General features: G+C 62.6%; 11 protein-coding genes. 8 read left to right on the top strand and 3 right to left on the bottom strand.

Features of this window, described 5'->3' with window-relative positions:
- Nucleotides 1–59: 59 nt before the first annotated feature.
- Nucleotides 60–716, bottom strand: a complete 657-nt coding sequence (locus tag ACGLHT_RS10885; protein ID WP_046616497.1) for an alpha/beta hydrolase — start codon at nt 714–716, stop codon at nt 60–62.
- 331 nt (nt 717–1,047) lie between these two features.
- On the opposite strand from ACGLHT_RS10885, the gene ACGLHT_RS10880 reads away from it, so the two are divergent.
- From ACGLHT_RS10880 to ACGLHT_RS10865, 4 genes are all read left to right on the top strand, one after another.
- Nucleotides 1,048–2,076, top strand: a complete 1,029-nt coding sequence (locus ACGLHT_RS10880; RefSeq protein WP_085614304.1) for an amino acid ABC transporter substrate-binding protein — start codon at nt 1,048–1,050, stop codon at nt 2,074–2,076.
- 67 nt (nt 2,077–2,143) lie between these two features.
- Entirely contained in the window at nt 2,144–3,322 is a 1,179-nt protein-coding gene (locus tag ACGLHT_RS10875) for an amino acid ABC transporter permease (protein WP_274120362.1), read from the top strand.
- Between the two features lie 10 nt (nt 3,323–3,332).
- The gene (locus ACGLHT_RS10870; protein WP_025340571.1) at nt 3,333–4,430 is read left to right on the top strand and encodes an amino acid ABC transporter permease; all 1,098 of its coding nucleotides are present in this window, start codon (nt 3,333–3,335) and stop codon (nt 4,428–4,430) included.
- Between the two features lie 10 nt (nt 4,431–4,440).
- Entirely contained in the window at nt 4,441–5,205 is a 765-nt protein-coding gene (locus tag ACGLHT_RS10865; RefSeq protein ID WP_003251792.1) for an amino acid ABC transporter ATP-binding protein, read from the top strand.
- A gap of 130 nt (nt 5,206–5,335) precedes the next feature.
- Here the strand turns inward: ACGLHT_RS10865 and algW are convergent, their stop codons facing one another.
- Nucleotides 5,336–6,496 (bottom strand): Do family serine endopeptidase AlgW, encoded by a 1,161-nt coding sequence (gene algW / locus ACGLHT_RS10860; protein WP_025340570.1) that lies wholly within the window; start codon nt 6,494–6,496, stop codon nt 5,336–5,338.
- Nucleotides 6,497–6,665: 169 nt separating this feature from the next.
- Between algW and ACGLHT_RS10855 the strand changes: the two genes are divergently transcribed.
- From ACGLHT_RS10855 to cysN, 3 genes are all read left to right on the top strand, one after another.
- Entirely contained in the window at nt 6,666–7,424 is a 759-nt protein-coding gene (locus tag ACGLHT_RS10855) for a Nif3-like dinuclear metal center hexameric protein (protein ID WP_137162375.1), read from the top strand.
- 313 nt (nt 7,425–7,737) lie between these two features.
- Nucleotides 7,738–8,655 carry a sulfate adenylyltransferase subunit CysD gene (gene cysD, locus ACGLHT_RS10850; RefSeq protein ID WP_013974136.1) on the top strand — a complete coding sequence of 306 codons (918 nt, stop codon included), beginning with the start codon at nt 7,738–7,740 and terminating at the stop codon, nt 8,653–8,655.
- A gap of 15 nt (nt 8,656–8,670) precedes the next feature.
- Nucleotides 8,671–10,572, top strand: a complete 1,902-nt coding sequence (cysN, locus tag ACGLHT_RS10845; protein WP_025340568.1) for a sulfate adenylyltransferase subunit CysN — start codon at nt 8,671–8,673, stop codon at nt 10,570–10,572.
- Between the two features lie 256 nt (nt 10,573–10,828).
- Here cysN and ACGLHT_RS10840 read toward each other — a convergent pair whose 3' ends face one another.
- Complete coding sequence (locus ACGLHT_RS10840; protein ID WP_016498026.1) at nt 10,829–11,308, bottom strand: Lrp/AsnC family transcriptional regulator; 480 nt, start codon at nt 11,306–11,308, stop codon at nt 10,829–10,831.
- A 127-nt stretch (nt 11,309–11,435) separates the two neighbouring features.
- On the opposite strand from ACGLHT_RS10840, the gene ACGLHT_RS10835 reads away from it, so the two are divergent.
- A complete protein-coding gene (locus ACGLHT_RS10835) occupies nt 11,436–12,629 on the top strand; it encodes a methionine gamma-lyase (protein ID WP_274120363.1) in 1,194 nt (397 codons plus the stop codon).
- Nucleotides 12,630–12,811 lie beyond the last annotated feature (182 nt).

The raw sequence follows: 12,811 nt of genomic DNA, 5'->3' as shown, positions 1-12,811 counted from the left end.
TAAAGCAAGATTCAGGCGCGGCGTAGTGGAATAGCCTTACAACTACAGGCGGCCCTGGCTTATTGCAATTGCTTGCTCAGCCAGTCGTGGATGTCGCTCAACTCTTCCACCACCACTTCATGTTCCATCGGGTATTCGTGCCAGCGGGCGGCGACGCCCCAGGTATTCAGGTACTCGAAGGCGGTGCGGCCCATGGCAGGGATCACCACCGGGTCGTGCACGCCGTGCAGGCACAGGGCCGGGGTGCGTTGCTGGCAGGCGCTCAACTGATGCTGGTCGTTGAAGGTGGGGGCGTAGGTGGACAGGGCGATCACGCCACCCAGCGCTTCTTGCCACTTTATATAGGCAGTGTGCAGCACCACCGCGCCGCCCTGGGAGAAACCGGCCAGGAAGATCCGCGACAGGCTGATGCCTTTGGCCTGCTCGGCCTTGATCAGGGCAATGAGCTGCTCGGCCGATTCCTCAAGCTGCGCCTCGTCGATGGCACGGGCCGGGGTCATGGCCTTGATGTCGTACCAGCTGGGCATGGCGTAGCCGCCGTTGATGGTTACCGGGCGGGTTGGAGCCTGGGGCATGACGAAACGGGTGCTGAGCAGGCGCTCCTGCATGAATTCGGCCACTGGTAGGAAGTCGTAACGGTCGGCACCCAGGCCGTGCAACCAGATCACACAGGCATCTGCGGTTTTCTGCGGTTCGAGAATCAGCGGGTTGGTCATGACTGCTCCGAAAGTGTGCGGGTCTTGTTATGGCGTGCGTGAAAAGAAGGCGCTGGAAATGATTGTCGGAAAAAGAATGTCGCAACGATACAACTTTCCCTACTTGACGAGCGCTTAAACGCTACAGCCGTAAATTCTGGTACGCGCTTTGCAATTCAACCAATGATGCAAAGGGCAGGCCGTGACGGTAACACCCTTTGCACGCGAAGGCTGTCACAGAACAGTCCATTGCGCCATTGACCCAATAACAAGCCAATACGGGTCGGATACGCCTCAAAAGGGTGCGGTGCAATTCCGGCTCGATACAACAAGAGCGATTTGGAGGTTGTGAATGAAGATGTTGAAAACCACCCTGGCAGTCCTGACCGCTGCCGCCGCGCTGGGCGCCGTGAGCAACGCCCAGGCCGGCGCCACCCTCGATGCGGTAAAGAAGAAGGGCTTCGTCCAGTGTGGCGTGAGCGACGGTCTTCCAGGCTTCTCGGTACCTGATGCGCAGGGCAAGATCGTTGGTATCGACGCCGACGTGTGCCGCGCCGTGGCCGCCGCCGTGTTCGGCGACGCCAGCAAGGTCAAGTTCAGCCAGCTCAACGCCAAGGAACGCTTCACCGCCCTGCAGTCGGGCGAAGTCGATGTGCTGTCGCGCAACACCACCTGGACCAGCTCGCGTGATGCTGGCATGGGCCTGGTATTCGCCGGTGTTACCTACTATGACGGCGTCGGTTTCCTGGTCAACAAGAAGCTGGGTGTTTCCAGCGCCAAGGAGCTCGATGGCGCGACCATCTGCATCCAGGCGGGTACCACCACTGAGCTGAACGTGTCGGACTTCTTCCGCGCCAATGGCCTGAAATATACCCCGATCACCTTCGACACCTCCGACGAAAGCGCCAAGTCGCTGGAGTCCGGCCGTTGCGACGTGCTGACCTCGGACAAGTCGCAGCTGTTCGCCCAGCGCTCCAAGCTGGCCGCGCCGACCGACTACGTGGTACTGCCGGAAACCATCTCCAAGGAACCGCTGGGCCCAGTGGTGCGCAAAGGCGACGAGGAGTGGTTCAGCATCGTCAAGTGGACCCTGTTCGCCATGCTCAACGCCGAAGAGGCGGGCATCACCTCGAAGAACGTCGAGGCCGAGGCCAAAGGCACCAAGAACCCGGACGTCGCCCGCCTGCTGGGTGCGGACGGCGAGTACGGCAAGGACCTCAAGCTGCCCAAGGACTGGGTAGTGCAGATCGTCAAGCAAGTCGGCAACTATGGCGAAGTGTTCGAGAAGAACCTGGGCCAAGGCACCGACCTGAAGATCGACCGTGGCATGAACGCCCTGTGGAACAACGGCGGCATCCAGTACGCGCCACCTGTGCGCTGATGGCTGCACCCTGCGGCGGCATCCCGCCGCCGCAGGTTGTTCGAATCCCTACTGTCCGGGGCACTTCATGCAAAATCAAATCGGCGCACCCAAGGGCTTGTCCCTTAACGATCCGCGTGTGCGCGCGTGGCTGTTCCAGATTCTCACGATAGTCTTCGTGGTCGGTCTGGGCTGGTACCTGTTCCACAACACGCAAACCAACCTGCAACACCGGGGCATCACCTCGGGCTTCGACTTCCTCGACCGCAGTGCCGGTTTCGGCATCGCCCAGCATCTGATCCCCTACGTGGAATCCGACAGCTATGCGCGGGTGTTCGTCATCGGCCTGCTCAACACCCTGCTGGTGACCTTCATCGGCGTGGTGCTGGCGACCATCCTCGGCTTCATCATCGGTGTGGCGCGGTTGTCGCCGAACTGGATGATCAACAAGCTGGCGACCGTGTATGTGGAAACCTTCCGCAACATCCCGCCGTTGTTGCAGATCCTGTTCTGGTACTTTGCCGTGTTCCTGACCCTGCCGGGACCGCGGGGCAGCATCAATATCGACGACACCTTCTTCATCAGCAACCGTGGCCTGAACATGCCCGGCGCGTCCATGGCCGAAGGCTTCTGGCCGTTCGTCGTGGCCCTGCTCCTGGCGCTGCTGGCCATCGTGGCGATGGTGCGCTTTGCCAACAAGCGCTTCGACGAGACCGGCGTGCCGTTCCACAAGTTCTGGGTGGGGCTGGCGCTGTTCATCGCCATTCCGGGCGTTTGTGCACTGCTGTTCGGCAGCCCGGTGCACTGGGAAGTGCCGCAATTGAAAGGATTCAACTTCGTCGGTGGCTGGGTACTGATCCCCGAGCTGCTGGCGCTGACCCTGGCATTGACCATCTACACCGCTGCGTTCATCGCCGAGATCGTGCGCTCCGGTATCCGTTCGGTCAGCCATGGCCAGACCGAGGCCGCGCGCTCGCTGGGCCTGCGCGAGGGGCCGACCCTGCGCAAGGTGATCATCCCCCAGGCACTGCGGGTGATCATTCCGCCGCTGACCAGCCAGTACCTGAACCTGGCGAAGAACTCGTCGCTGGCGGCCGGTATCGGCTATCCGGAGATGGTCTCGCTGTTCGCCGGTACCGTGCTCAACCAGACCGGCCAGGCCATCGAGGTGATCGCCATCACCATGAGTGTCTATCTCGCCATCAGCATCAGCATTTCGCTGCTGATGAACTGGTACAACAAGCGCATTGCGCTGATCGAGCGGTGAGGATACGCCCGTGAATGCCCATGTTTTCAAACCCGACATGCCGCCACCGGTAAAAACCGTCGGCGTGCTCGCATGGATGCGTGCCAATCTGTTCTCCAGCTGGCTCAACACGCTGCTGACCCTGTTCGCCATCTACCTGGTGTGGCTGATCGTGCCACCGTTGCTGCAGTGGGCGTTGCTTGACGCCAACTGGGTCGGTACCACCCGCGCCGACTGCACCAAGGAGGGCGCCTGCTGGGTGTTCGTGCAGCAGCGCTTCGGCCAGTTCATGTATGGCTACTACCCGGCCGAGTTGCGCTGGCGCGTGGACCTGACCGTGTGGCTTGCCGTGCTCGGCGCCGCGCCGCTGTTCATCAAGCGTTTCCCGCGCAAGGCCTTCTACGGCCTGGGCTTCCTGGTGCTGTACCCGCTGCTGGCCTACGCCCTGCTGCACGGGGGCGTGCTGGGCCTGGAAAACGTACCGACCAGCCAGTGGGGCGGGCTGATGCTGACCCTGGTGATCGCCACCGTGGGCATTGTCGGCGCATTGCCGCTGGGCATCCTGTTGGCCCTGGGCCGGCGCTCGAAGATGCCGGCGGTGAAGGTGGTGTGCGTGACCTTCATCGAGTTCTGGCGCGGCGTGCCACTGATCACCGTGCTGTTCATGTCATCGGTGATGCTGCCGTTGTTCCTGCCTGAGGGCATGAGCTTCGACAAGCTGCTGCGGGCGATGATCGGCGTGATCCTGTTCCAGTCGGCGTACATCGCCGAGGTGGTGCGTGGTGGCCTGCAGGCCATCCCCAAGGGCCAGTACGAAGCTGCCGCTGCCATGGGCCTGGGCTACTGGCGGGCGATGGGCCTGGTGATTCTGCCGCAGGCGCTCAAGCTGGTGATTCCCGGCATCGTCAACACCTTCATTGCCCTGTTCAAGGACACCAGCCTGGTGATCATCATCGGCCTGTTCGACCTGCTGAACAGCGTCAAGCAAGCCGCCGCCGACCCGGCCTGGCTGGGCATGGCTACCGAGGGCTACGTGTTCGCCGCCCTGGTGTTCTGGATTTTCTGTTTCGGTATGTCCCGCTACTCCATGCACCTGGAGCGCAAGCTGGACACTGGCCACAAGCGTTAGGAGTTTCGAAATGAGTGAAGCGATCAAGCAACCTGCCGGCCCCGAAGGCATCATCCAGATGCAGGGCGTGAACAAGTGGTACGGCCAGTTCCATGTGCTGAAGGACATCAACCTGAACGTGCGCCAGGGCGAGCGCATCGTGCTGTGCGGGCCGTCCGGCTCGGGCAAGTCCACTACCATCCGTTGCCTAAACCGCCTGGAAGAGCACCAGCAGGGGCGCATCGTGGTCGATGGTGTGGAGCTGACCAACGACCTCAAACAGATCGAGGCCATCCGCCGCGAAGTGGGCATGGTGTTCCAGCACTTCAACCTGTTCCCGCACCTGAGCATCCTGGAAAACTGCACCCTGGCGCCGATGTGGGTGCGCAAGATGCCGCGGCGCAAGGCCGAGGAAATCGCCATGCACTACCTGGAACGGGTGCGTATTCCGGAGCAGGCGCACAAGTACCCGGGGCAGTTGTCCGGTGGCCAGCAGCAGCGTGTGGCGATTGCCCGCGCGTTGTGCATGAAGCCGAAGATCATGCTGTTCGACGAACCGACCTCGGCGCTGGACCCGGAAATGGTCAAGGAAGTGCTCGATACCATGGTGGGCCTGGCCGAGGATGGCATGACCATGCTCTGCGTGACCCACGAGATGGGCTTTGCCCGGACCGTGGCGAACCGGGTGATCTTCATGGACAAGGGCGAGATCGTCGAGCAGGCGGCGCCGGATGACTTCTTCGACCGGCCACGCAGTGACCGGACCAAGTTGTTCCTGAGCCAGATCCTGCATTGATGCAAAAGGGGCCGCTTTGCGGCCCATTCGCAGCACAAGGCTGCTCCTACAAGGGAAATGCGATCTCCTGTAGGAGCAGCCTTGTGCTGCGAATGGGCTGCGAAGCAGCCCCAGAAACCCGATCGCGGCCTTACTTCTCTTCCTTGGCGACTGCCGGCGCCGGTGGCGGCCGCAGCCCCACCTCGGCGATCAGCTTCAGCTGCTGCCCATTGCGCATCACCTCGATGGTGATCTTCTCGTTGGGCTTGATCCGCGCCACCTGGTTCATCGATTTGCGCCCGTCACCGGCCGGCTCGCCGTTGATGCTCAGGATCACGTCACCCAGCTGCAACCCTGCCTTTGCCGCCGGCCCTTCGCGGAAGATACCCGCCACCACGATGCCCGGGCGGTCCTTCATGCCGTACGATTCGGCCAGCTCCTGGCTCAGCGGCTGTACTTCGATACCCAGCCAGCCACGGATCACCTGGCCGTGCTCAATGATCGATTTCATCACCTCCAGTGCCAGTTTCACCGGGATGGCGAAGCCGATGCCCTGTGAACCGCCGGATTTGGAGAAGATCGCCGTGTTGATGCCGATCAGGTTGCCGTTGGCATCCACCAGCGCACCGCCGGAGTTGCCCGGGTTGATCGCGGCGTCGGTCTGGATGAAGTCTTCGTAGTTGTTCAGGCCCAGCTGGTTGCGGCCGGTGGCGCTGATGATGCCCATGGTCACGGTCTGGCCGACCCCGAACGGGTTACCGATGGCCAACGACACGTCGCCGATGTGAATGTTGTCGGAGCGGCCGATGGTGATCGCCGGCAGGCTCTTCAGGTCGATCTTCAGCACCGCCAGGTCGGTTTCCGGGTCGCTGCCGATGACCCGGGCCAGGGTCTCGCGGCCATCCTTCAGGGCCACGACGATCTGGTCGGCACCGCTGGTGACGTGGTTGTTGGTCAGCAGGTAGCCCTCGGGGCTCATGATCACCGCCGAGCCCAGGCTCGACTCCCAGCGGCGCTGCTTGGGCAGGTTGTCGCCGAAGAAACGGCGGAACTGCGGGTCTTCGAACAACGGGTGGGCGCTCTTGTTCACCACCTTGGTGGTGTACAGGTTGACCACTGTCGGGGCGGCCAGGGTCACGGCGTCGGCGTAGGAAACCGGGCCCTGCATGATCCGCGAGGTCTGCGGCGCCTGTTGCAGGTTGACGTCCTGACTGGGCAGGCCGACCCATTCCGGGAAGCGCTGGATGATCAGCATGGCGATCAGTACGCCGGTAAGCAGGGGCCAGCCAAAATAACGCAAAGCCTTGAACATGAATGAATCCTGGAAAGGGCCGGGGGACGGTGACCGTGCGGTGGGGCATGAGCGCGCGCGATCATACACCGGTTCCCCCAGTGCCGGCGACGGCCCATAATGGCCGGCATTATACGGGCGTTGCATGGGCGTTGTGCCCGAGAAAAACGCAGATTTCGAGGAGATTTTCATGGCCGTCGCTCTGAACACCCTGGTCGAGGAAGCCGAGCGTTACCTGGGCAGCGCGAAGATCCAGGATTATTGCCCCAACGGCCTGCAGGTCGAAGGCCGGCCGCAGGTCAGCCGCATCGTCAGCGGCGTTACCGCCAGCCAGGCGCTGCTGGATGCGGCGGTCGAGGCCGAGGCCGACCTGGTGCTGGTGCACCATGGCTACTTCTGGAAGGGCGAGAACCCGTGCGTCACCGGTATCCGGCAGCGCCGGCTGAAGACCCTGTTGAACAACGACATCAGCCTGCTGGCGTTCCACCTGCCGCTGGATGTGCACCCGGAGGTGGGCAACAACGTGCAACTGGCGCGGCAGCTGGACATTACTGTCGAAGGGCCGCTGGACCCGGAGAACCCCAAGGTAGTCGGCATGGTCGGCTCGCTGGCCGAGCCGATGACCGCCCGCGACTTCGCCCGGCGGGTGCGGGAGGTGCTGGGGCGTGAGCCTTTGCTGGTCGAAGGTGAGCAGATGATCCGCCGGGTCGGCTGGTGCACCGGGGGCGGGCAGGGCTACATCGACACGGCGATCGCGGCCGGGGTGGACCTGTACCTGACCGGTGAGGCGTCGGAGCAGACCTACCATAGTGCCCGCGAGAATGGCGTCAGCTTCATTGCCGCCGGGCACCATGCCACCGAGCGGTATGGGGTACAGGCGCTGGGTGATTACCTGGCGCGGCGCTTTGCTGTGGAGCACCTGTTCATCGATTGCCCGAACCCGATCTGATATCGGCGTCGCCTTCTTCGCGGATACAGTGTTGATGGCGCGGTCCCTGTAGGAGCAGCCTTGTGCTGCGAAGAGGCCAGTGAGGCAAAAGAGCTTTTTGGGCAGTAACAGCCTCTTCGCAGCACAAGGCTGCTCCTACAGATCCTATGCATGTCCAGAGACCAATACCGGGCCTGCCAGCCCAAACCCCCAGTCATATCGTTAGACTTTTTCGATCTAGCCAGCCTCCTAAATAGAAGCAGCCGCTGTGATAAAGTGGCTCGCTCGAACACGGCCCGCAGGCCGTCCATAAGATCGTTTTTCGTGAGTAGCCATGGTCGACAAACTGACGCACTTGAAACAGCTGGAGGCGGAGAGCATCCACATCATCCGCGAGGTGGCCGCCGAGTTCGACAACCCGGTGATGCTGTACTCGATCGGCAAGGATTCCGCCGTGATGCTGCACCTGGCGCGCAAGGCCTTCTTCCCGGGCAAGCTGCCGTTCCCGGTGATGCACGTCGACACCCAGTGGAAATTCCAGGAGATGTACAGCTTCCGCGACAAGATGGTCGAGGAAATGGGCCTGGAGCTGATCACCCACGTCAACCCCGAGGGTGTGGCGCAGGGCATCAACCCGTTCACCCATGGCAGCTCCAAGCACACCGACATCATGAAGACCCAGGGCCTGAAGCAGGCGCTGGACAAGCATGGTTTCGACGCCGCCTTCGGTGGTGCGCGCCGCGACGAAGAGAAATCGCGGGCCAAGGAGCGCGTGTACTCGTTCCGTGACAGCAAGCACCGCTGGGATCCGAAGAACCAGCGCCCGGAACTGTGGAACGTGTACAACGGCAAGGTCAACAAGGGCGAGTCGATCCGCGTCTTCCCGCTGTCGAACTGGACCGAGCTGGACATCTGGCAGTACATCTACCTCGAAGGCATCCCGATCGTGCCGCTGTACTTCGCCGCCGAGCGTGAAGTCATCGAGAAGAACGGCACCCTGATCATGATCGACGACGAGCGCATCCTCGAACATCTCACCGATGAAGAGAAAGCGCGCATCGTCAAGAAGAAGGTGCGTTTCCGTACCCTCGGCTGCTACCCGTTGACGGGTGCTGTCGAGTCGGAAGCCGAGACCCTGACGGACATCATCCAGGAAATGCTCCTGACCCGTACGTCCGAACGCCAGGGCCGTGTCATCGACCACGATGGCGCCGGTTCCATGGAAGACAAGAAACGCCAAGGCTACTTCTAATTTCAGGGTTACTCCATGTCGCACCAATCTGATCTGATCAGCGAGGACATCCTCGCCTACCTGGCCCAGCACGAGCGCAAGGAACTGCTGCGCTTCCTGACCTGCGGCAACGTCGACGACGGCAAGAGCACCCTGATCGGGCGCCTGCTGCACGACTCGAAGATGATCTACGAGGACCACCTCGAGGCCATCACCCGTGATTCGAAGAAAGTCGGCACCACCGGCGAGGAAGTCGACCTGGCACTGCTGGTCGACGGCCTGCAGGCCGAGCGCGAGCAGGGCATCACCATCGATGTCGCCTACCGCTACTTCTCCACCGCCAAGCGCAAGTTCATCATTGCCGACACCCCGGGCCACGAGCAGTACACCCGCAACATGGCTACCGGCGCGTCCACCTGCGACCTGGCGATCATCCTGGTCGACGCCCGCTACGGCGTGCAGACCCAGACCCGCCGCCACAGCTATATTGCCTCGTTGCTGGGCATCAAGCACATCGTCGTCGCGGTCAACAAGATGGACCTCAAGGGCTTCGATCAGGGCGTCTTCGAGTCGATCAAGGCCGATTACCTGAAGTTCGCCGAAGCCATCAACCTGACCCCGAGCAGCCTGCATTTCGTGCCGATGTCGGCGCTCAAGGGCGACAACGTGGTCAACCACAGCGAGCGTTCGCCGTGGTACGCCGGCCCGACGCTGATGGAAATCCTCGAAACCGTAGAAGTGTCGGCCGACCGCAACTTCACCGACCTGCGCTTCCCGGTGCAGTACGTCAACCGTCCGAACCTGAACTTCCGTGGCTTCGCCGGCACCATCGCCAGCGGCGTGGTGCACAAGGGCGACGAAATCGTCGTGCTGCCATCGGGCAAGAGCAGCCGCGTCAAGTCCATCGTCACCTACGAAGGCGAGCTGGAAAACGCAGGCCCTGGCCAGGCCGTGACCCTGACCATGGAAGACGAGATCGACATCTCCCGTGGCGACCTGCTGGTGCATGCCGACAACGTCCCGCCGGTCACCGACCAGTTCGACGCCATGCTGGTGTGGATGGCCGAGGAGCCGATGCTCCCGGGCAAGAAATACGACATCAAGCGCGCCACCAGCTACGTGCCGGGCTCGATTGCCAGCATCACCCACAAGGTCGATGTGAACACCCTGGAGCAGGGCGCTGCCAGCGCGCTGCAGCTGAACGAGATCGGCCGCGTCAAGGTGTCCCTGGACGCTTCGATCGCCCTGGACGGTTACGACAGCAACCGCACCACCGGTGCGTTCATCGTCATCGACCGCCTGACCAACGGCACCGTCGGCGCCGGCATGATCATCGCCCCGCCAGTCCTGCCGCACGGCAGCACCGGCCATCATGGCAAGCTGTGCCATGTGGCCACCGAAGAGCGCGCCCTGCGCTTCGGCCAGCAGCCTGCGACCGTGCTGTTCAGTGGCCTGTCCGGCGCTGGCAAGAGCACCCTGGCCTACGCCGTGGAGCGCAAGCTGTTCGACATGGGCCGTGCGGTGTACGTGCTCGACGGCCAGAACCTGCGCCACGACCTGAACAAGGGCCTGCCACAGGACCGCGCTGGCCGTACCGAAAACTGGCGCCGCGCCGCCCACGTGGCGCGCCAGTTCAACGAAGCCGGCCTGCTGACCCTGGCCGCGTTCGTGGCCCCGGATGCCGAAGGCCGCGAACAGGCCAAGGCGTTGATCGGCAAGGAGCGCCTGGTAACCGTTTACGTCCAGGCCTCGCCGCTGGCCTGCCGTGAGCGTGACCCGCAAGGCTTGTACGCTGCAGGTGGCGACAACATCCCGGGCGAAAGCTTCCCGTACGATGTGCCGCTGGACGCCGACCTTGTGATCGACACCCAGGCCACCAGCGTGGACGAGGGCGTGAAACAGGTGCTGGACGTGCTGCGTCAGCGCGGTGCGATCTAAGCGCCAGGCTGCAAGAAAAACCCCGCTTCGGCGGGGTTTTTTGTTTCTATGCCCGCCATACATGCGCGGGTCTCCTGTGGGAGCGGCCTTGTGTCGCGAAAGGGCTGCACAGCAGCCCCCGGGTCTCAGCACTGATGCACAAATTGCTGGGGCTGCTGCGCAGCCCTTTCGCGACACAAGGCCGCTCCCACAAAGGATTGCGTGAGCTTTGGATTTTGAGCAAGGCAGTTGTTCCCGCATGGACTGTGCATGTCGTTCAGATGTGTTTTTCCGATACCGGTATCACCCGCCGCTCCTTCACTGCCTTGTAGGAAAAACTCGAGTAGATCTCCTTCACCCCCGGCAACCGCTGCAGCACTTCCCGGGTGAACTCGCCAAACGACTCCAGATCCCGCGCCAGGATCTCCAGCAAGAAGTCGTAGCGCCCGGAGATGTTGTGGCAGGCGACAATCTCGGGAATTTCCATCAGCCGCTGCTCGAACGCCAGCGCCATGTCCTTGGTGTGCGAGTCCATCATGATGCTGACGAACGCGGTCACGCCAAACCCCAGCGACTTGGGCGAGAGGATGGCCTGGTAGCCGGTGATGTAGCCGTTGTCCTCCAGCAACTTGACCCGCCGCCAGCACGGCGAGGTGGTCAGCGCTACCTGGTCGGCAAGTTCGGCAACGGTGAGGCGGGCGTTGTCCTGCAGGGCAGCAAGCAGGGCGCGGTCGGTGCGGTCGAGGCTTGAAGGCATGTTTTGCCCTCCTGGTCCGGTAATTATTGTTTTTGTTCCAACAAGCGCACGGATGCGTGGGCCATTTTGGAAAAAATCGGGCAGCTCGGTGGCATAAGCTTATAGCAAACCACAAGAGGCTGTTGCCATGCGCGACTCCCATAACAACACCGGTTTTTCCACGCGGGCCATTCACCATGGCTACGACCCGCTTTCCCACGGTGGCGCCCTGGTGCCGCCGGTGTACCAGACCGCTACCTATGCCTTCCCCACCGTGGAATACGGCGCTGCCTGCTTCGCCGGGGAGGAGCCGGGGCATTTCTACAGCCGCATCTCCAACCCTACCCTGGCCCTGCTGGAACAGCGCATGGCCTCGCTGGAGGGCGGCGAGGCGGGGTTGGCATTGGCGTCGGGCATGGGGGCCATCACCTCGACGATCTGGACCCTGCTGCGCCCCGGCGATGAGCTGATTGTCGGGCGTACTTTGTATGGCTGCACCTTTGCTTTCCTGCACCATGGCATTGGCGAATTCGGGGTGAAGATCCGCCATGTCGACCTGAACGACGCCAAGGCCCTGAAAGCGGCGATCAACAGCAAAACGCGGATGATCTACTTCGAAACGCCGGCCAACCCCAACATGCAGCTGGTGGATATCGCCGCGGTGGCCGAGGCGGCGCGCGGGCATGATGTGCATGTGGTGGTCGACAACACCTACTGCACGCCCTACCTGCAGCGGCCGCTGGAGCTGGGGGCGGACCTGGTGGTGCATTCGGCGACCAAGTACCTCAGTGGCCACGGTGATATCACTGCCGGGCTGGTGGTGGGGCGCAAGGCGCTCGTCGACCGCATTCGCCTGGAAGGGCTGAAGGACATGACCGGGGCGGTGCTGTCGCCCCACGATGCGGCGCTGCTGATGCGCGGGATCAAGACCCTCGCCTTGCGCATGGACCGCCATTGCGCCAATGCCCTGCAGGTAGCGGAGTTTCTGGCCCGGCAGCCGCAGGTGGAGCTGATTCACTACCCGGGGGTGCCGTCGTTTGCCCAGTACGAGCTGGCGCAGCGGCAGATGCGTTTGCCGGGCGGGATGATCGCCTTCGAGCTCAAGGGTGGTATCGAGGCCGGGCGCAGGTTCATGAATGCCCTGCAACTGTTTGCCCGTGCGGTGAGCCTGGGCGATGCCGAGTCGCTGGCGCAGCATCCGGCGAGCATGACGCACTCCAGCTATACCGCGAAGGAACGGGCGCATCACGGGATATCGGAGGGGCTGGTGCGCCTGTCGGTGGGGCTGGAGGATGTGGAGGACCTGCTGGCGGATGTCGAGCAGGCATTGGGGCACCTGTAGGAGCGGCCTTGTGTCGCGAAAGGGGCGCGTAGCGGCCCCAGGATTTCAGCCAGCCTGCAAGATCGCCGGGGCTGCTGCGCAGCCCTTTCGCGACACAAGGCCGCTCCTACAAGGGATCGCGCCCAGGCAGGAAGACATGCCCATAAAAAAGGCCTCTTGCGAGGCCTTTTTCATGTTCGGCA

This window comes from Pseudomonas sp. PsB, from assembly GCF_043658375.1.
GTDB lineage: Bacteria > Pseudomonadota > Gammaproteobacteria > Pseudomonadales > Pseudomonadaceae > Aquipseudomonas > Aquipseudomonas putida_Z.
Note: the sequence above shows the minus strand (reverse complement) of the source record. Positions and strands in the feature narration are given on the sequence as shown.